We start from the raw sequence: 18,547 nt of genomic DNA on the forward strand, positions 1-18,547 counted from the left end.
TACCGGGTTGCTGATACAGTGTCCGTCTTCACACCGTAGCTGAAATCATGCGCACCACCCGAGCCATCCATGCCGTCGAGCGGCTGAAAACCCGCACCGGCAATCCGCGATTCGCGGCGATCAGCCTTTCCGGCGGCCTCTTCTATCTCGTCGACAGATCGTCGGGCAGCGACAAGAAAGTCTCCGATCCGCTGACGCTCGACGACTTCGTCAAGTTCGTCGACGCATTCGGCCCACAAAAGCCACGCAAGGCAAGCAAGTTCGATCTCGCGCTCGAAGCGCAGATCAAGAACAGCAAGCGTTAAACGTTAAAGCGCACCGGCGCCGCGATGCAGCGCGTCGTTTTCGATGATCGTCACGCCTTGCGTATCGCCTGACGCAGCCGCGACCAGAGCGCGCGCGACATCGTCGGCGGCAATCGAGCGCCACTTGAGCGGCAGGATCACGCCGAAGCGGCGCGCGATGCTTTCCAGCGGCCGGCTTTCCAGACGCTCGCCCATCAGGAACGACGGCCGCACGATCGTGACGGCCGGAAAGCCGAGACCCAGCACACCGGCTTCGACCTCGCCCTTCACCCGGCTATAGAACGTGCGTGCCTGCGGACTCGCGCCGATGGCGCTGACGAGCGCATAGCGCGACGCACCGTGCCGGCGCGCAAGTACACCGACGCGCAACGGATACTCGTAATCGACCTTGCGAAACGCGGCCTGCGTGCCCGCGGTCCGTATCGTCGTGCCCAATGCGCAGATCACGGCATCGACGGCGAAGAGATCATCGCTGCCGGGCAGGCTGTCGAGCCGGTCGAAATCGACGACCTGCTCGATCACACGATTCGCGTGCCCGGCGATGCCCGCGATACCCGCCCCCGACGAGCGCCGCACGAGCGAGCGCACTTCGCCGATGCGCGGATCGCGCGCGAGCAGCTTCAGGCACGCGCTGCCGACCAGTCCCGTTGCGCCGACCAGCAGCACGGTGCGCTTGCGCGAGGCGGAACCCGCGACAGGATCGACGGAGGCAATATTGGCCGGCATGCACGAACCCGTGGAGAGATGAGGTGCTGCATCTTACCGTGCGCGCATGGGATGGGTGCGAAGGCTTCAACCGTTGCCGACTTCCCGGAACTGCGCGTTCATCGCGCTGCTCTTGAGCACGGCCTCGATAAAACGCATGCCGTCGACGCCGTCATCGACTGTCGTCAGCAAACGGCTCTCCGGTGGCACGGGTTTGCCCGCGTCGAGCGCCTCGATCTGCAGCGCCGCATCGAGATACAACTGCGCGAACGCTTCCAGATAACCTTCCGGGTGCCCCGGCGGCACGCGCGTTGCGTGCGCGGCAATCGCGCTCTGGACGCGCCCGCGCGTCAGCCGGCGAGCCGCGCCGCCCAGCGGCGTGAACCACAGGTCGTTCGGATATTCCTGATCGAACGCGAGCCCCGCCCTCGTGCCGTACACGCGCAGGCGCAACGCGTTCTCGGCGCCGCTCGCCACCTGGCTCGCCCACAGCATGCCGCGCGCGCCGCTAGCGTAACGCAGCATCACCTGCACGTGGTCGTCGAGCTTTCTGCCCGGCACGAACGTGTGGACTTCCGCCGACAGTTCCTTCGGCACCATGCCCGTCACGAACGCGGCGAGGTGATATGCATGCGTGCCGATATCGCCCAGGCATCCAGCGGGCCCCGATTGCGCCGGGTCCGTGCGCCATCCCGCCTGCTTGTTCGTGCCAGCGTTTTCGATCGGCTCGGCGAGCCAGTCCTGCGCATACTCGACCTGCACGACGCGGATGTCGCCCAGTTCGCCCGCGTCGACGAGCTCGCGCGCGTGCCGCACCATCGGATAACCCGAATACGTGTGCGTCAGCGCGAACAGCTTTTTCTTCTCGCGCGCGAGCTTCGCGAGCGCCTCGGCTTCCGCCAGCGAAATCGCGAGCGGCTTGTCGCAGATCACATGAATGCCAGCTTCGAGAAATGCCGTTGCAACCGGCGCATGCAAGTGATTCGGCGTGACGATCGCGACGGCGTCGATACCGTCGTCGCGGGCCGCTTCGGCCTTTGCCATCTCGCGCCAGTCCGGATAGCTGCGCGCGATGCCCACTTCCGCGGCGCTTGCCCGCGCGCGCGCCGCGTCGGACGAAAGCGCGCCCGCCACGAGTTCGAACCGGTCGTCGAGGCGCGCGGCGATCCGGTGTACCGCGCCGATAAAAGCGCCCTGCCCGCCGCCCACCATGCCCAACCGCAATTTACGTGTCATCGGATGCTCCTTGACGCGTGACGGGCGCCGCGCTCACAGCCCCAGCACTTTTTTGATCTGCGCCTGATCGACGCCGCTGTCCGCGAAATCGTCGAACGACTTTTCGGCGACGCGGATGATGTGCCGGCGAATGAACTCCGCGCCTTCGCGCGCGCCGTCTTCCGGATGCTTCAGCGCGCATTCCCATTCGAGCACTGCCCAGCCCGGATAGTCGTACTGCGCCATCTTCGAGAAGATCGCGCCGAAGTCGATCTGTCCGTCGCCGGGCGAGCGAAAGCGCCCAGGCCGCTCGGTCCAGCCGCTATAGCTGCCATACACGCCTGCCCTGCCCGTCGGACGAAACTCCGCATCCTTCACGTGAAAGGCCTTGATGCGCGCGTGATAGATGTCGATGAACGACAGGTAATCGAGCTGCTGCAACACGTAGTGGCTCGGATCGAACAGGATGTTCGCGCGACGATGCCCGTTCACGCGCTCCAGAAAGCGCTCGAACGTCACGCCGTCGTGGAGGTCTTCGCCCGGATGCAGCTCGTACGCGAGGTCGACACCGACCTCGTCGAACGCATCGAGAATCGGCTGCCAGCGGCGCGCGAGTTCGTCGAACGCGGCCTCGACGAGACCGGCCGGCCGCTGCGGCCACGGGTACACGTACGGCCACGCGAGTGCGCCCGAGAACGACACGTGCGTGTCGAGCCCGAGACGGCGCGACGCCTGCGCCGCGAGTTTCAGCTGCTGGATCGCCCATTCGGTCCGCGCCGCCGGATTGCCGCGCACGTGCGGCGCGGCGAAGCCGTCGAACAGCTGGTCGTAGGCGGGATGCACGGCCACCAGTTGCCCTTGCAGGTGCGTCGCGAGTTCGGTGATTTCGACACCGGCGTCCGCCACGATGCCGAGCAGTTCGTCGCAGTACGTCTGGCTCGAGGCGGCCTTTTCGAGGTCGATCACGCGCGAATCCGCGGGCACCTGGATGCCCTTGTAGCCGAGCTTCGCGGCCCACGTCGCGAGATTGTCGAGGTTGTCGAAGGGCGCCTTGTCGCCCAGGAACTGGGCCAGATAGATCGCCGGCCCTTTGATGGTCTTCATCGTGCGGCTCCTCGGGAAATGAATAGTGCGTTCGACATTCCGGGCGTCGCGCGGCTGCGATGCGCCTCAAGCCCATCGCAGCCGCGCGGTAACGCGGAAGCCGTCAGAACGGCGAGTCCGGGAAGTAGTAGTCTTTCGCGTTGTCCTTCGTGACGAGCACCGAAGGCACGATCGTCGTGGTCGGCAGCTTTTCGCCCTTCAGGCGCGCTTCGGCGGTGAGCTTGATCGCGTCGTAGATGAACTTCGGCGAGTAGGTCACGTCGGCGTTGATCAGCTTGTCGCCATCCATCACGCGCTTGATCATGTCCTTCGACCCCGCGCCGCCGAGCACTTCCTTGATGTCGGTGCGCTTTGCCTGATCGATGGCCTTCAGCACGCCGACGGACATGTCGTCGTCGGCGGACCACACCGCGTCGATGTGCCTGAAGCGCGTCAGATAGTCCTGCATCACCTTGAACGCGTCGTCGCGATTCCAGTTCGCGTACTTCGCCTCCAGCACCTTCACACCGGGACACGCCGACAACGCCTTCGTGAACGCGTTGTAGCGTTCGTTATCGAGCGTGGTCGGAATGCCGCGCAGCGCGACGATGTCGCCCTTGCCGTTCAGCGACTTGCAGAAGTACTCGCCCGCGAGCCGGCCAAACGCGGTGTTGTCGCCCGCGACGTAGGCGTCCTGCGCGCTCGTGTCGGTCAGGCCGCGATCGACGACCGTCACGTAGACACCCTTCTTCTTCACCTGCGCGACCGGCTGCGTGAGCGACGCGGATTCATGCGGGAAAATCACGAGCGCGTTGATATGGTTGACGGTCACCAGGTCCTGCAACTGGTTCGCCTGCTCCGGCGCGCTCGCCGACGACTTCAGGATCACCTTCAGATCCGGATGCGCCTTCTCCATGTCCGTCTTCGCCTTGTTCGCCCACCAGACGATGCCGCCCGTGAAGCCGTGATCGGCCGTCGGAATCGCGACGCCCAATATGACCTTGTCGTCCGCCCGTGCCGCGCCCGCCGTACCCAGCATGCCCAACGCCAGCACGCCGGCACTGATCGCCCGAATGACCTGCTTCATGTTGTGTCTCCTGTCGTGGGGCGCGTCGTGCGCCCGGTTTTCGAGGTGCCGGCAATGCGCCGGGTACTGCGGTTCAAGCTGCCTGCTGTCTGCTCTCTGCGGTCTGCTTTTGAAATTGCACAGTCGATCAGCGCCGTCCGCGCTGCAGGCACGCGACGATGATGATGACGACGCCCTGCACCGCCGCGTTCAGATACACGCTGATGATGCTCGTGAGGTTGAGAATGTTGGCGATCACCGAAAGCAGCACCGCGCCGATCACCGTGCCAAGCACCCGGCCTTCGCCGCCCTTGAGCGCGGTACCGCCGACGACCACCGAGGCAATCGCCTCCAGTTCCCACAGGAGGCCCGTCGTCGGCGTGGCGGAACCGAGCCGCGGCACGTACAGCACCGTCGCCACGCCCACGCACATGCCGAGCAGCATGTACGTGACGATCTTCACGCGATCCACGCGAATGGCCGCATAGCGCGCGACCTGTTCGTTCGAGCCGATCGCCTGCACGTGCCGTCCGAACGCGGTGCGGTTCAGGATCAGCGCGCCGCCCGCCGCGACGATCAGGAACACCCAGATCGGTATCGGCACGCCGAACACGCTTGCGTAATACACGGGGCCGTACAGGTCGGAAAGCGAGTTGTCGAGCGTGAGCGCGCCGCCGTCCGCAAGCCAGGTCAGCACCGCGCGAAAGATGCCGAACGTGCCGAGCGTCACGATGAACGGCTCGATCCGGCCTTTGGTGATCAGGAGGCCGTGCGCGATGCCGAACGCGCCGCCCAGCACGAGCGCCAGCACCATGCCGGCCATCACGATCACGAGCGGCGCGATCGCGTGGCCGCCGATCCCGCTGGCGAGCACGTTCATCGTGTAGATCATGCTGCCCGCGATCAGCGCGGCCATCGATCCGACGGACAGGTCGATGCCGCCCGAGATGATCACGAACGTCATGCCGACCGCGATGATGCCGATGAACGACGTGCGCGTGAGCACGTTCATGAGATTGTCGATGGTCGCGAAGTCGTGGTTGAGCATCTCGCCGCCCACGCACAGGACGATCAGGCCAAGCAGCGGACCGAGCCCGTGCAGCCGGCGCGCGAGGCGCATCGCACGGCCCGGTTGCCCTGGTTCAGTGTGTGCCGGTTGCATGGGCAATCAACTCCTCTTCGGTTAGCTGGTCGAGCGCGAGCGTCGTTTGAAGCCGGCCCGTGCGCATCACGGCGACGCGATGGCACAGGCCGATCAGCTCGATCAGCTCGGACGAGATCACGATCACCGCCCGCCCCTGCGCGGCGAGCCGGTGAACCAGAAAATAGATGTCGCGCTTCGCGCCGACGTCGACGCCGCGCGTCGGTTCGTCGAGCACGACCACGTTCGGGTCGGGATGCAGGAACTTCGCGAGCGCGAGTTTCTGCTGGTTGCCGCCGGACAGCATGCGCGCGCGGATCGACGGGTCGCCCGTGCGAATGCCGAATTCGGCGATGCCGGCTTTCAGCGCGGCGCGCTCCGCTTTCACGTCGAGGAACGGATGCGCGTAGCGATCGAGCGTCATCAGCGTCAGGTTGTCCTGCAGGTTCAGGTTGACGTGCAGCGCCTTGTTCTTGCGGTCCTCGCTCAGATACGTGAGACCGTGCCGCATCGCCGCGAGCGGAGTGTGAATCTCGACTGCGCGCCCCGCGAGTTCGATGCGTCCCGCCGTGCGTCTGCGCAGGCCGAGCATCGCCTCGAACGCTTCGGTGCGGCCCGCGCCGACCAGACCCGCGAAGCCGAGTATCTCGCCCGCGCGAACTTCGAACGAAAGCAACTCGACCCAGCCCGGCACGACGAGCCCGTCGACGCGCATCGCGACCGGTGCATCGGGCGCGGGCGGCGTTTTGTCGGGGAACATGTCGGAGACGTCGCGCCCCACCATCAGGTTCGCCATCTGCTGCCGCGCGAGACTCGACGTTTCGCCGCGCGCGACGAAGCGGCCGTCGCGCATCACGATCACCTCGTCGGTGATGTGTTCGACTTCGTCGAGCTTGTGCGAGATGTAGACGATCGTCACACCGTCGGCCTTCAGCCTCAGCATCAGCGTGAAGAGCCGCTCGGTTTCCGAGGGCGTGAGCGTCGCGGTCGGTTCGTCCATGATGAGAAAGCGCGCGCGACGCGACAGCGCCTTGGCGATCTCCACCATCTGTTTTTCCGCGACGATCAGGTTGCGCACCTGCGTGTCGGGCGATCTGTTCATGCCGACCTGTTCGAGATAACGCGCTGCCTCTTTTTTCATCGCGCCTTCGTCGAGCAGCCAGCCGCGCTTTTTCTCGTGCCCGAGGTACATGTTCTCGACGATCGACAGATGATCGGCAAGGTTGAATTCCTGGTGAATCAGCACGATGCCCGCGGCTTCCGCATCGCGCGAACTGGTGAAGTGCCGCGTCACGCCATCGACGGACAGCGTGCCTTCGGTCGCGCTTTCGTAGCCCGCGAGAATCTTCATCAACGTCGACTTGCCGGCGCCGTTCTCGCCGAGCAGGCCATAGATGCGCCCGGGCGCGAGATCGAACGACACGCCGTGCAGGACGCGCACCGGGCCGAAATCCTTGCGGATGTCGTCGAAGCGGATCGAGAGACTCATCGCGCGCTTTGCTCCTTCATGGGGCCATCGTCACGCGCTCAGGCGCACGACGAGCCGGTGCGGCAACAGCACGCCCGGCACGCTGGCCGCCGGGTCCGCGAGACGCTTGAGCAACAGCCGCGCGGCCGTCTCGCCGAGTTCGCGCATCGGCTGCGCGATCGTGGTGAGCGGCGGATCGATCTGCGCGGCCACCGAGATATCGTCGAAGCCGACCACCGCGACATCGGCCGGCGTGCGCTTGCCGACGCTGCGCAGGCCGTTGATCGCGCCGATTGCGAGCGTGTCCGACACGGCGAAGATCGCGTCGGGCGCGTTTTCGCCCGCTTGCTGCGCGAGTTCCGCGGCGGCGGCAGCGGCGGCTTCGTAGTCGAGGCTGTAGACGTTGCGGCGCCATGCGGGCAGCGGGTGTACGCCGGCCTCGCGTAACGCGTCGAGATAGCCTTCCTGACGCTGGCGCGCGTAGAGATAACCGTCATCCGAATTGATGAGCGCGATGCGACGGCGTCCGCGCGACAGCAGATGCCGCACCGCGTCACCGGCGGCGCGATAGTTGTCGATGCCGACCCACGGCACGCCCATGTCGGTGTCGAACTCGCAGCACGCGACCCACGGCAGCGTGCCCGCGTCCTCGGCGAGCGCGTGTTGAACCGTGTCGGGATCGAGGCAGATCGCGCCGTCGGCGCGATGGCGCCGCAGCATTTCGAAGTAGCTGCGCTCGCGCCCGGGATCGGCGCCGGTGTCGCAAAGCAGCATGAAATAGCCATGCTGACGCGCGACGGCGTCGATGCCGCGCACCACTTCCGCGTAAAAGGGATTGCCGAAGTCCGGCACCATCGTGAGCAGCAGGCGGCTTTCGGCGGTGCGCAGGTTGCGCGCGAGGTCGTTGACGCGATAACCGCTCGTCTGCACGGCGGCGAGCACGCGGTCGCGCGTTTCGGGCCGGACGTTCGAGTGCCCGTTGAGCACGCGCGAGACGGTGGCGACCGAGACGCCAGCCTGCTCGGCCACGCCGGCAATCGACATGTCCTCCGGCGATCGAAGCGATGCGACGTCACGCTGGCGCGGTCTCGACACGGGTGTTCGCCCCCGAAAATGTAATCGATTACATTTTTGATCGAGAGCGAGTGGAATCTCAAGGTCGAATGTGTAGGGATTTATACGGAGGGTGGCGCCGCCGCTCCCTGCCCGCTCCAACACGGAACCCGCCCCCGGTTTGGTACAATCCCGCAGTTCCCCACCCCCTTCCGGCTGCATTTCAACCCGTCGAAAACAATCATGAATATCGAGCAAGCGCGTTTCAACATGATCGAACAGCAGATTCGCCCCTGGGAAGTGCTGGACCAGGACGTGCTGAACCTGCTCTCGATCGTCAAGCGTGAGAACTTCGTCCCCCGGGCCTACGCGAACATGGCGTTCGTCGACTTCGAAGTGCCGCTGCCCGCCGGCCAGCACATGCTGGCGCCGCGCATCGAGGCACGCGTGCTGCAGGAACTGGCTGTCAGGAAGCACGAAAGCGTGCTGGAAATCGGCGCGGGCGCAGGTTACATGGCCGCGCTGCTCGCGCACCGCGCGCATCACGTGCTGACGGTGGACATCGAACCCGAACTCGCCGAACTCGCCCGCATGAATCTCGCGAACAACGGCGTGCTGAACGCCGAAGTCGCCACCGGCGACGCCTCGCGCGGCTGGGCGGGCGCCGCGCCTTACGACGTGATCTGCGTATCGGGCGGCCTGCCGGTTCTGCCGCAGGAAATCCTCGACCAGCTGAAAGTGGGCGGCCGTCTGGCTGCGTTCGTCGGCACCGCGCCGGTCATGAAGGCGCAGATCATCACGCGCATCGACGAGAAGCAGTACCGTATCGCCGACGTGTTCGAAACGTATGTCGAGCCGCTGATCAACGCCGTGCAGCCGCCGCGGTTCAAGTTCTGAACGCTACCTGCCCCATCGACGTAACGGATTATTCCCCTGATGCAAAACCTGACTGCTCCCGCTCTCGCCGAATGGCTCGCTGACACGTCGCGCGCCGCCCCCGTCCTGCTCGACGTGCGCGAGCCCTGGGAAATCGAAACCGCGAAGATCGCCGGCAGCACGTCGATCCCGATGCGCGAAATCCCGGCCCGCAGCGAAGAACTCGAAGACGACGCGGAAATCGTCTGCGTGTGCCACCACGGCGCACGCAGCGCGCAGGTCGCGATGTTCCTCGAATCGCGCGGCCACACGAAGGTGTTCAACCTGCAAGGCGGCATCGACGCCTGGTCGCGTCAGGTCGATCCATCGGTTCCGGTTTACTGAGCCTTCTCCGCCGCACATGAAAAAGCGGGCGTCTCCGATTACGGAGACGCCCGTTTTTCATTGCAGCCACGCAAACGCAAAGCCCCGCTAGTCAGTCTCGCGCAGCACTTGCGCCACCGTCGTGAAGATCTCGTCGATCTGCGCTTCGTCGATGATGAGCGGCGGCATGCACAACGGCGCTGCGCCGATGCACCGTCGCCGCCCCCGCATCGGGCGATGCGCGCGGTTGCAGCGCGGCACGCACCGTCGCGATGCGCAACCGCTGGTCGCGCACCACTTTCGCGCCCAGACCGCATAACGCCTCGCAACGCCCGGGCGCATCGCGGCGGGCTTGCGGGGTCATCAGGAAGGATTGACCGCTTGGCACATGCCTTGCAGTAGAAGCTGGGCACGAGGCATTTAAAACCGTCGGAGCGATACCGACGCCCATATCAGTCACCATCCAGTTGGCAAGGGGAAGCACAGATGAAACGTCGCAGTCTGCTGAAATTCGGCTCGATGTCGGGCGCGCTCGCGCTCGCGGGCCAGAGTCCTTTCGCAAACGCCCAGGATAGCGGTCCGATAAAGGTCGGCATCCTGCACTCGCTGTCGGGCACGATGGCGATCTCGGAGACCTCGCTGAAAGACACCGCGCTGATGACCATCGCGGATATCAACAGGAATGGTGGCGTGATGGGCCGGCAGATCCAGCCGGTCATCGTCGACCCGGCGTCGAACTGGCCGCTCTTTGCCGAAAAGGCGCGCCAGCTGCTCACGCAGGACAAATGCGCGGTGGTGTTCGGCTGCTGGACGTCTGTGTCGCGCAAGTCGGTGCTGCCGGTGTTCGAGGAGCTGAACGGCCTGCTCTTCTACCCGGTGCAGTACGAAGGCGAGGAAATGTCGCGCAACGTGTTCTATACGGGCGCGGCGCCGAACCAGCAGGCCATTCCGGCCACCGAATACCTGATGAGCGCCGAAGGCGGCGGTGCGAGACGCTTCTTCCTGCTCGGCACCGACTACGTGTATCCGCGCACGACGAACAAGATCCTGCGCGCGTTCCTGAAGTCGAAGGGCGTGCAGGATGCCGACATCCAGGAGGTCTACACGCCGTTCGGCCACAGCGACTATCAGACCATCGTCGCGAACATCAAGACGTTCTCGCAGGGCGGCAAGACGGCCGTGATCTCGACCGTCAACGGCGACTCGAACGTGCCGTTCTACAAGGAACTCGGCAACCAGGGCCTGAAGGCGACGGACGTGCCGGTCGTCGCGTTCTCGGTGGGCGAAGAGGAGTTGCGCGGTATCGACACGAAACCGCTCGTCGGCAATCTGGCTGCGTGGAACTACTTCATGTCGGTGAAGAACCCGGCCAACACGAAGTTCAAGGAACAGTGGGCCGGGTGGGTCAAGTCGCAGAACCTGCCGGGCGGCGCGAAGCGCGTGACCAACGACCCGATGGAAGCCACGTTCGTCGGTATCCATATGTGGAAGCAGGCCGTCGAAAAAGCGAAGAGCACGGATGTCGACAAGGTGCGCGTTGCGATGATCGGCCAGAAGATGGCGGCACCCTCGGGCTTCACGCTCGAAATGGACGGCAATCATCATCTGCACAAGCCGGTGATGATCGGCGAAGTACGCGCCGACGGCCAGTTCAACGTCGTGTGGAAGACGAAAACCGTCGTGCGCGCGCAGCCGTGGAGCCCGTATATCGCGGGCAACGCCGGCAAGCCGGACATCGTCTCGTCGATCCCCGCGTTCCTGCGCCGCTCGCGCGTGGCGTGACCGGCGGGCTGGTTTCGGGGTAGCACTGCAGTAGCGCTGTAACGACGGCGCGGCACCGTTTCCCGTTCGATGCCGCGCCGCCCTGCCGCTTCATCTTCAAAGGTCATCATGGCGTTTCTTACTTTCAGGTCAGCAGGGCGTGCATGCGTCGGCCTCGCGCTCCTCGCCCTCGTCATGCTGATGCCGGTGGGCGCCCATGCGCTGAGCGCGGCGGATGTCGCGCCGCTCGCCGGCGACGACTTCGATGCGAAATCCGCCGCCATCGACAAACTGATTGCCAGCCACGACGCGCCCTCCCTGGCGCTGCTCAAGGCGCTGTCCGAAGACAACGCGCTCGCGACCGATTCCGGCGAGATGCTGATCCAGGATAACGACGTGGCCCGCGACGCCGTGACCGGCAAGACCGTGGCCGCCGATGGCGCGCAGCCGGTGACGCTGAACAATCTTCTGCGCTCGAAGGTATCGGGCGCCGTGTCGGGCCTTGCGCTCGACGCCACCGATCCGGCCGCGCGCGCTGCCGCGATCGATGCATTGCTGAAAAACCCGGACGCCGCGATGAAGCCGCTGATCGACCGGGCGCGCGCGAAGGAGACCGACCCTGCCCTCAAGAAGCGTCTCGATACGCTCTGGGCGATGACCGCGCTGCACGACAGCGACGCGGCGAAGCGCCTCGAAGCCGTGCAGCTCGTTGCCGCGCGGCACGATCTCGACATGAACGAACTGCTGCGGCCGCTCGTCGCGAAGAAGCCCGACGGCACGTTCATCGAAGGCGACGAACGCGTGCGCACGGCCGCCCAGGCCGGCATCGACGAACTCGACTCGATCCAGCGACGCAGCCAGATCGCGGGCACGCTGTTCGCCGGCCTCTCGCTTGGCAGCGTGCTGCTGCTCGCGGCGCTGGGGCTTGCGATCACGTACGGCCTGATCGGCGTGATCAACATGGCGCACGGCGAATTCCTGATGATCGGCGCCTATGCCACGTACGTGGTGCAAAACCTCGTGCAGCGCTTCGCACCCGGTGCGTTCGACTGGTATCCGCTCTTTGCGATTCCCGCTTCGTTCGCCGCCGCCGCGCTGGTCGGCATCGTGCTCGAGCGGCTCGTGTTGAAGCATCTGTATGGACGTCCACTCGAGACGCTGCTCACCACCTTCGGTATCAGCCTGATCCTGATTCAGGCCACGCGCATGCTGTTCGGCGCGCAGAACGTGCAGGTCGAGAATCCTTCGTGGATGAGCGGCGGCGTCACCGTCCTGCCGGGTTTGATCCTGCCGTATAACCGGCTGGCGATTCTGGTGTTCTCGATGATCGTCGTCGGCATTGCATGGGCCGTGCTGACGAAAACCCGTCTGGGTCTCTTCGTGCGCGCCGTCACGCAGAACCGCCGCATGGCCGCGTGCGTCGGCGTGAAGACCGCGCGTGTCGACTCGTATGCGTTCGCGTTCGGCGCCGGCATCGCGGGCCTCGGCGGCTGCGCGCTTTCGCAGATCGGCAACGTCGGCCCCGACCTCGGGCAGAGCTACATCATCGATTCGTTCATGGCGGTGGTGCTGGGTGGCGTCGGGCAACTGGCCGGGACCGTCATTGGCGGCTTTGGACTTGGGCTCGTCAGCAAGGCGATCGAGCCGTTCTGGGGCGCCGTGCTCGCGAAGATCGCCGTGCTCGTGCTGATCGTGCTGTTTATCCAGAAGCGTCCGCAGGGCATGTTTGCCTTGAAGGGCCGCAGCGCGGAGGCATGAGATGACATCCGCGACCTCTTCCGCTTCCGCTCCGGTTTCGCCGGCGGGCCTGGATGCACCGGACGAACGCGCTGCGCTGTCGGGCTTCGCACTTGGCTTGCCGCCGCGCCCCGCACTGCTGTCGCGCCGCGCGTGGCAGGCGCTGATCGCGCTCATCATCGCGATCGGGCTGGGCGTGCCGTTCACCGCGCTCGTGCTGCCCGAGTCGAGCGCGTTCCACCTGTCCGCGTATGCGATGACGCTGGCCGGCAAATTCATGTGTTACGCGATCGCGGCGCTGGCGCTCGATCTCGTGTGGGGCTATTGCGGCATTCTGAGCCTGGGGCACGCGCTCTTCTTCGCGCTGGGTGGCTACGCGATCGGCATGTATCTGATGCGCTCGATCGGCCACGAGGGCAAATACGGCAGCGACCTGCCCGACTTCATGGTGTTTCTCGACTGGCACGCGCTGCCCTGGTACTGGGCGGGCACGCAGCACTTCTGGTACGCGTTGCTGCTGGTCGTGCTCGTGCCGGCGATGATTGCATGGGTGTTTGGCTTTTTCACGTTCCGCTCGCGGGTCAAGGGCGTGTATCTGTCGATCATCACGCAGGCGATGACGTTTGCCGCGATGCTGCTGTTTTACCGCAATGAAACCGGCTTCGGCGGCAACAACGGCTTTACCGATTTCAAGCGCATCGCGGGGTTTCCGATCACGCATCCCGGCACGCGCACGGCCCTCCTGCTGATCACGTTCGCGGTGCTCGTGCTGTCGTTCATCGGCGCGCGGGCGATCGTGACGTCGAAGCTCGGACGCGTCGTCACGGCCATGCGCGACGGCGAGACGCGGCTGATGTTCCTTGGTTACAGCCCGCTCGCTTACAAGCTTTTCGTGTGGACCCTGTCGGCCGTGCTGTGCGGGATCGCGGGTACGCTGTATGTGCCACAGGTCGGCATCATCAATCCGGGCGAGATGTCGCCGGGCAATTCGATCGAGATGGCGATCTGGGTGGCGGTGGGCGGACGCGGCACGTTGATTGGACCGATTATTGGTGCGTTTGCGGTGAATGGCGCGAAGAGTTTTTTCACGGCGAATTTCGCCGAATACTGGCTGTTCTTTCTGGGAGCGATTTTCGTGCTCGTGCCGCTCTTTTTGCCGAACGGGATCATGGGGCTGATCGAGCTCGCCACGCGGCGGAGGAAGCCTTGATGAACGAAAACCCGATGGTGCCCGACCTTGCCGTGCCTGACGGGTTCGATGGCGGTCGAACCTTGAGCGGGGTTGCTTCGACGGGGCGGGTCGTCACGCCTGGCGAGATTGACGTGTCGCACGGCCCGATTCTTTATCTGGAAGACGTCACCGTGAGTTTCGATGGTTTTCGCGCGTTGAATGCGTTGTCGCTGTCGATCGACGTGGGCGAGCTGCGTTGCATTATCGGGCCGAACGGTGCCGGCAAGACGACGATGATGGACGTCATCACGGGCAAGACCGCGCCTGATTCGGGCAAGGTGTTTCTGGGTCAGACGATCGACCTGACGCGGATGAACGAGCCATCGATTGCGCGCGCCGGGATTGGGCGCAAGTTCCAGAAGCCGACTGTGTTCGAGCAGCATCCCGTGTGGGAGAACCTTGAGCTGGCGATGAAGGCGGACAAGGGCTGGTGGGCATCGTTGCGGGCACGGCTGGATCGCGAGGCACAGGCACGGATCGAGGAAACGCTGGCGCTGATCCGGCTGGAGAGCGAGGCGCGGCGGCTGGCTGGCGAGTTGTCGCATGGGCAGAAGCAGCGGCTTGAGATCGGGATGTTGTTGATGCAGCAGCCTGCTTTGCTTTTGCTCGATGAGCCTGCTGCCGGGATGACGGATGACGAGACCATGGAACTCGCGGTTTTGCTTAATAAACTGCGGGGGACGTGTTCGATGATGGTGGTCGAGCATGATATGGAGTTTGTTGCAGCGCTTGCTGGTGACGCCGGGCGGGTCACCGTTATGGCTGAAGGGCATGTTCTCGCTCATGGGGCGCTTGATGAGGTCAAGCGGGATGAGCGTGTTGTTGAGTCTTATCTTGGCAGATAGGGGTTTTTTGTTTTTCTGGATTTTTGGCCTTTCCTTGCATTCATGTCGGTCTATTAGCGTCGCCCCTGTGCGGGGCGGCACCTACTTTTCTTTGTCTTCCAAAGAAAAGTAGGCAAAAGAAAGGCGCTTCGAAAACTCACCTTTTCCAGGTGCGTCATTTTTGGGGAATGGCAACCCATGAAGTGTCTCCCCCACACTTCACCCGGCATTGGTCCCCGCGCGATTTCGTCCCGCGCGCGGTCCATCTCCGTGACAAGGCCGTCATCCACCCCGCTCCGCACTTCGTGCGTCACGGTTCGGTCGAACCAGCAGAAAACGGGTGGCAGCACGCGGCGGGTAGCGGGTAGCGGGTAGCGGGTAGCGGGTAGCGGGTAGCGGGTAGCGGGTAGCGGGTAGCGGGTAGCGGGTAGCGGGTAGCGGGTAGCGGGGGCAGGTAGTGGACGGCGGGTGTTTTGTTATGTCGGGCGGCGACGCACGCAGTGCGGAGTCGGATGTATGAGCCCTGTGTCACGGGCGGGACTGTGCGGGGGATCAGATCGTGCGCGGACCAGAGTGGCATCGAGCGCGAGGGCGACACCTCATGGGGTGCCATTCTCCGGGGATGATGCACTTTGAGCAAATGAGTTTTCGAAGCGCCTTTCTTTTGCCTACTTTTCTTTGGAAGACAAAGAAAAGTAGGTGCCGCCCCGCACAGGGGCAACGCTAATAGACCGACATGAATGCAAGGAAAGGCCAAAGGAAAAACAAACCAGCGCCGCGGCAAAAAAGAAACCACTAGAGGCAAAACCCAAATGCTAGAAGTAAAAAACCTGAACCAGTACTACGGCGGCAGCCACATCCTCCGTGATATCAACCTCACCGTGCCGGACGGCAAACTCACCGTACTACTCGGCCGTAATGGCGTCGGCAAAACGACGCTCCTTCGCTGTTTGATGGGCACCGTCCAGCCAAAGAGCGGCTCGGTCGCCTGGCGTGACACGCCCCTCACGAAACTCCCCACACACGCACGCGTCGCCCACGGCCTCGCCTACGTACCCCAGGGCCGCGACATCTTCCCGCGCCTCACCGTCGAAGAAAACCTCCTCGTCGGCGCAGCCAGCAAAAAAGCCCCGTCGAAAATCCCCGACAAGATCCATGAACTCTTCCCGGTCCTCAAAGACATGCGCGCCCGCCGCGGCGGCGACCTCTCCGGCGGTCAGCAGCAACAACTCGCCATCGGCCGCGCCCTCATGAGCAACCCCCAACTCCTCATCCTCGATGAACCCACCGAAGGCATCCAGCCCTCCATCATCCAGGATATCGGCCGGACGCTGCGCCAGCTCGTCGAGGAAATGAGCCTCACCGTCCTCCTCGTCGAACAGTATTACGACTTCGCCAAAGCCATCGCCGACCATTACTGGGTCATGAGCCGAGGTGAAATCGTCGCCGGCGGCAAAGGCGCCAATATGGACGCAGACGGCGTGCGCACACTCATCGCAGTCTGATCATTCACCTCATCGCCAACCCGCGATCAACGCGCCCGCCATTCGACACCCCGATACTTCGATTCGTCTTGTGTCGCCGCACGGCCCCAAACCAGCTGCGCAGCAACCGGCGTCCGGTGACGCGACCGGCCCGGCAGTACAATCCATCCACAAGCCCTCGCCCCGCGCGATCACGCCGCCGCCCCATTTCGAACGCCCACTCGATGTCGCTTCACGAAAATCACGTCGCGCTCGCCAGCGCGCAACCCGTCGCTCATCGCGAGTGGCGCGCGCGTCTCGAACTCGGCTTCACGCAGCAAGGCGAGCGCACCACGCTCTCGCATCGTCTTCATGACGGTCCGTTGCGCGTGCAACGTCCTCTCTATCCGGAAGGTCACGCGATCTGTCACGCGGTGATCGTCCATCCCCCCGGCGGCGTCGCGGGCGGCGACCGGCTCGATATCGACGTCTCGCTCGCGTCCGGCACGCACGCCGTCCTCACGACGCCCGGCGCCACCAAGTGGTACAAATCGAACGGCCGCACGGCGCAGCAACGCATCGATATCCGCGTCGGCGAAAACGCAAGACTCGACTGGCTCCCGCAAAACAACATCGTCTTCGATCACGCACACGCAGAGCTGGATTTCTCGCTGACGCTGGCAAAAGGCGCAACCGCCCTCGGCTGGGACGCGACGCAGCTCGGGCGCCAGGCAGCCGGAGAACGCTGGTCGGCCGGCACGCTTCGCGCGGTGTCGCGCATCGTCGGCAGCGACGGAAAACTGTTGTGGCTCGAGCGCGCGCAAATCACGGCAACCGATCCGCTGCGCGATTCGCCGCAAGGCCTCGCCGGCTTCCCCGCCTGCGGCACGCTATGGGCCGCGGGCCCGGCATGCAGCGACACGCTCGCCGAAACGCTCACCGCGCAACTCCCCTTCGACGACACCCTGCGCGCCGCCGCTTCGTGCGTCAGCGAAAACGTGCTGCTGGTGCGCGCGGTGTCGCGATCGATGGAAACGCTGCAACGCGCATTGACCCAATGCTGGCTCCACCTGCGCCCGGTGGTTCACGATGTCGAAGCCGTGCCGCTGCGAATCTGGACGACGTAACCTCCGGCAGTCACGCGCGCTCAAGGCGACCCTGCCGGCCCAAAACTTCACGCACCAAAGCGGCGCGGCAAACACGCGCCGCACGCCCAGATGTGGTGCCACCCTGCGCGCACCGTGCCGCGCGCCCTTGTTGCGTCGTCATGGCACACGGCTTGCTGCGGTTGGCGCCTCGACACTGCCGCCTCTTCGACGGCAGTCACCCGGTTCGCCGGACCACACGCCCATGAAAACAACATGACCCAACCGATCGTCCGCCGTTCACGCCGCGCATGGCTCGCCGCGCTGCTGGTTTCGCCCGCCCTCGCCTGCTTCGCCGGCACCGCTCACGCCGATGCGCTCGACAACATCACGAAGTCCGGCACGCTCAAGGTCGCGGTGCCGGAGGACTATCCGCCGTTCGGTTCGGTCGGCCCGGACATGAAGCCGCAAGGCTATGACATCGACACCGCCGCGCTGCTCGCGAAATCGATGCACGTAAAGCTCGAACTCGTGCCGGTGAACAGCGCGAACCGCATCCCCTATCTGCAGACGAACAAGGTCGATCTCGTGATCTCGTCGCTCGGCAAGACGCCGGATCGCGAGAAGGTCATCGATTTCTCGACGGCCTACGCGCCGTACTATCAGGGCGTGTTCGGCCCGGCGGACATCAAGGTCAACGGTCCGGCCGACCTCACCGGCAAGACGGTTGGCGCGACCCGCGGCGCGCTCGAGGAAGTCGCCCTCACGCAGATGGCGCCGAACGCCACGATCAAGCGCTTCGAGGACAACAACGCGACGATCGCCGCGTTCCTGTCAGGCCAGGTGCAGCTGATCGCCGCGGGCAACATCGTCGCGGCGGCGATCCTCGCGAAAAATCCGCCGCGCCGTCCGGAACCGAAATTCGTCATCAAGAATTCGTCGTGCTTCGTGGGGCTGAACAAGGGTGAAGCGCCGCTCCTGCAGAAGGTCGATGCCGCCATCGCCACCGCGAAACAGGACGGCACGCTCAACGCGATGTCGAAAAAGTGGTTCGGCGCCGCGCTGCCTTCCAGTCTGTAAGCCGCGCACGGATCGACCTGTTATAGACTGACCGGCCATCGGGTCCGCGCCGCCGCGCGGGCCCAATCACGTATCCACGTACGCACGCACC

17 protein-coding genes are annotated in these 18,547 nt (G+C 64.7%); 10 read left to right on the forward strand and 7 right to left on the reverse strand.

Annotated features, from left to right (window positions below; genetic code table 11):
* Nucleotides 1–47 precede the first annotated feature (47 nt).
* Complete coding sequence (locus BLV45_RS08395; protein ID WP_090531729.1) at nt 48–305, forward strand: hypothetical protein; 258 nt, start codon at nt 48–50, stop codon at nt 303–305.
* A 3-nt stretch (nt 306–308) separates the two neighbouring features.
* Here the strand turns inward: BLV45_RS08395 and BLV45_RS08400 are convergent, their stop codons facing one another.
* The 7 genes from BLV45_RS08400 to BLV45_RS08430 form a co-directional block, all read right to left on the reverse strand.
* A complete protein-coding gene (locus tag BLV45_RS08400) occupies nt 309–1,031 on the reverse strand; it encodes an NAD(P)H-binding protein (RefSeq protein WP_090531731.1) in 723 nt (240 codons plus the stop codon).
* Nucleotides 1,032–1,097: 66 nt separating this feature from the next.
* Entirely contained in the window at nt 1,098–2,246 is a 1,149-nt protein-coding gene (locus BLV45_RS08405; RefSeq protein WP_245753164.1) for a Gfo/Idh/MocA family protein, read from the reverse strand.
* A 33-nt stretch (nt 2,247–2,279) separates the two neighbouring features.
* Nucleotides 2,280–3,329, reverse strand: a complete 1,050-nt coding sequence (locus BLV45_RS08410) for a sugar phosphate isomerase/epimerase family protein (protein ID WP_090531736.1) — start codon at nt 3,327–3,329, stop codon at nt 2,280–2,282.
* A gap of 103 nt (nt 3,330–3,432) precedes the next feature.
* Nucleotides 3,433–4,395: a substrate-binding domain-containing protein gene (locus BLV45_RS08415; RefSeq protein ID WP_090531738.1), complete on the reverse strand. Its 963-nt coding sequence runs from the start codon at nt 4,393–4,395 to the stop codon at nt 3,433–3,435.
* Between the two features lie 127 nt (nt 4,396–4,522).
* Nucleotides 4,523–5,536: an ABC transporter permease gene (locus BLV45_RS08420; RefSeq protein WP_090531740.1), complete on the reverse strand. Its 1,014-nt coding sequence runs from the start codon at nt 5,534–5,536 to the stop codon at nt 4,523–4,525.
* On the reverse strand, nt 5,517–7,004 hold the full coding sequence (locus BLV45_RS08425; protein ID WP_090531742.1) for a sugar ABC transporter ATP-binding protein: 1,488 nt from the start codon (nt 7,002–7,004) through the stop codon (nt 5,517–5,519). The genes BLV45_RS08420 and BLV45_RS08425 overlap by 20 nt, the downstream gene beginning before the upstream one ends.
* A gap of 30 nt (nt 7,005–7,034) precedes the next feature.
* On the reverse strand, nt 7,035–8,027 hold the full coding sequence (locus BLV45_RS08430; protein WP_090531744.1) for a LacI family DNA-binding transcriptional regulator: 993 nt from the start codon (nt 8,025–8,027) through the stop codon (nt 7,035–7,037).
* Between the two features lie 252 nt (nt 8,028–8,279).
* Between BLV45_RS08430 and BLV45_RS08435 the strand changes: the two genes are divergently transcribed.
* The 9 genes from BLV45_RS08435 to BLV45_RS08480 all read left to right on the forward strand — a co-directional run bounded on the left by BLV45_RS08435 (nt 8,280) and on the right by BLV45_RS08480 (nt 18,456).
* Complete coding sequence (locus tag BLV45_RS08435; RefSeq protein WP_090531746.1) at nt 8,280–8,933, forward strand: protein-L-isoaspartate O-methyltransferase family protein; 654 nt, start codon at nt 8,280–8,282, stop codon at nt 8,931–8,933.
* 39 nt (nt 8,934–8,972) lie between these two features.
* On the forward strand, nt 8,973–9,296 hold the full coding sequence (locus BLV45_RS08440) for a rhodanese-like domain-containing protein (RefSeq protein WP_090531748.1): 324 nt from the start codon (nt 8,973–8,975) through the stop codon (nt 9,294–9,296).
* Between the two features lie 465 nt (nt 9,297–9,761).
* Nucleotides 9,762–11,057 carry an urea ABC transporter substrate-binding protein gene (urtA, locus tag BLV45_RS08445; protein WP_090531750.1) on the forward strand — a complete coding sequence of 432 codons (1,296 nt, stop codon included), beginning with the start codon at nt 9,762–9,764 and terminating at the stop codon, nt 11,055–11,057.
* 108 nt (nt 11,058–11,165) lie between these two features.
* Nucleotides 11,166–12,794 carry an urea ABC transporter permease subunit UrtB gene (gene urtB / locus BLV45_RS08450; RefSeq protein WP_407670987.1) on the forward strand — a complete coding sequence of 543 codons (1,629 nt, stop codon included), beginning with the start codon at nt 11,166–11,168 and terminating at the stop codon, nt 12,792–12,794.
* A gap of 1 nt (nt 12,795) precedes the next feature.
* A complete protein-coding gene (gene urtC, locus BLV45_RS08455) occupies nt 12,796–13,983 on the forward strand; it encodes an urea ABC transporter permease subunit UrtC (RefSeq protein WP_090531754.1) in 1,188 nt (395 codons plus the stop codon).
* Complete coding sequence (gene urtD, locus BLV45_RS08460) at nt 13,983–14,849, forward strand: urea ABC transporter ATP-binding protein UrtD (protein ID WP_090531756.1); 867 nt, start codon at nt 13,983–13,985, stop codon at nt 14,847–14,849. The genes urtC and urtD overlap by 1 nt, the downstream gene beginning before the upstream one ends.
* Nucleotides 14,850–15,640: 791 nt before the next feature.
* Complete coding sequence (gene urtE / locus BLV45_RS08470; protein WP_090531760.1) at nt 15,641–16,333, forward strand: urea ABC transporter ATP-binding subunit UrtE; 693 nt, start codon at nt 15,641–15,643, stop codon at nt 16,331–16,333.
* A gap of 203 nt (nt 16,334–16,536) precedes the next feature.
* Nucleotides 16,537–17,418 carry an urease accessory protein UreD gene (locus BLV45_RS08475; protein ID WP_090531762.1) on the forward strand — a complete coding sequence of 294 codons (882 nt, stop codon included), beginning with the start codon at nt 16,537–16,539 and terminating at the stop codon, nt 17,416–17,418.
* 234 nt (nt 17,419–17,652) lie between these two features.
* A complete protein-coding gene (locus tag BLV45_RS08480) occupies nt 17,653–18,456 on the forward strand; it encodes a transporter substrate-binding domain-containing protein (RefSeq protein WP_090531764.1) in 804 nt (267 codons plus the stop codon).
* Nucleotides 18,457–18,547 lie beyond the last annotated feature (91 nt).

It is taken from the genome of Paraburkholderia sartisoli (genome assembly GCF_900107685.1).
GTDB classification, from domain to species: Bacteria; Pseudomonadota; Gammaproteobacteria; order Burkholderiales; family Burkholderiaceae; genus Paraburkholderia; species Paraburkholderia sartisoli.

Excerpts from the sequence above, each read along its gene's own strand:
- BLV45_RS08475 (WP_090531762.1), top strand. The coding sequence starts at position 16,537 with ATGTCGCTTCACGAAAATCACGTCGCGCTCGCCAGCGCGCAACCCGTC.
- BLV45_RS08395 (WP_090531729.1), top strand. The coding sequence starts at position 48 with ATGCGCACCACCCGAGCCATCCATGCCGTCGAGCGGCTGAAAACCCGC.
- BLV45_RS08480 (WP_090531764.1), top strand. The coding sequence starts at position 17,653 with ATGACCCAACCGATCGTCCGCCGTTCACGCCGCGCATGGCTCGCCGCG.
- BLV45_RS08425 (WP_090531742.1), bottom strand. The coding sequence starts at position 7,004 with ATGAGTCTCTCGATCCGCTTCGACGACATCCGCAAGGATTTCGGCCCG.
- urtD (WP_090531756.1), top strand. The coding sequence starts at position 13,983 with ATGAACGAAAACCCGATGGTGCCCGACCTTGCCGTGCCTGACGGGTTC.
- urtA (WP_090531750.1), top strand. The coding sequence starts at position 9,762 with ATGAAACGTCGCAGTCTGCTGAAATTCGGCTCGATGTCGGGCGCGCTC.
- urtC (WP_090531754.1), top strand. The coding sequence starts at position 12,796 with ATGACATCCGCGACCTCTTCCGCTTCCGCTCCGGTTTCGCCGGCGGGC.
- urtE (WP_090531760.1), top strand. The coding sequence starts at position 15,641 with ATGCTAGAAGTAAAAAACCTGAACCAGTACTACGGCGGCAGCCACATC.
- BLV45_RS08420 (WP_090531740.1), bottom strand. The coding sequence starts at position 5,536 with ATGCAACCGGCACACACTGAACCAGGGCAACCGGGCCGTGCGATGCGC.
- urtB (WP_407670987.1), top strand. The coding sequence starts at position 11,166 with ATGGCGTTTCTTACTTTCAGGTCAGCAGGGCGTGCATGCGTCGGCCTC.
- BLV45_RS08415 (WP_090531738.1), bottom strand. The coding sequence starts at position 4,395 with ATGAAGCAGGTCATTCGGGCGATCAGTGCCGGCGTGCTGGCGTTGGGC.
- BLV45_RS08405 (WP_245753164.1), bottom strand. The coding sequence starts at position 2,246 with ATGACACGTAAATTGCGGTTGGGCATGGTGGGCGGCGGGCAGGGCGCT.
- BLV45_RS08430 (WP_090531744.1), bottom strand. The coding sequence starts at position 8,027 with ATGTCGATTGCCGGCGTGGCCGAGCAGGCTGGCGTCTCGGTCGCCACC.
- BLV45_RS08440 (WP_090531748.1), top strand. The coding sequence starts at position 8,973 with ATGCAAAACCTGACTGCTCCCGCTCTCGCCGAATGGCTCGCTGACACG.
- BLV45_RS08400 (WP_090531731.1), bottom strand. The coding sequence starts at position 1,031 with ATGCCGGCCAATATTGCCTCCGTCGATCCTGTCGCGGGTTCCGCCTCG.
- BLV45_RS08435 (WP_090531746.1), top strand. The coding sequence starts at position 8,280 with ATGAATATCGAGCAAGCGCGTTTCAACATGATCGAACAGCAGATTCGC.
- BLV45_RS08410 (WP_090531736.1), bottom strand. The coding sequence starts at position 3,329 with ATGAAGACCATCAAAGGGCCGGCGATCTATCTGGCCCAGTTCCTGGGC.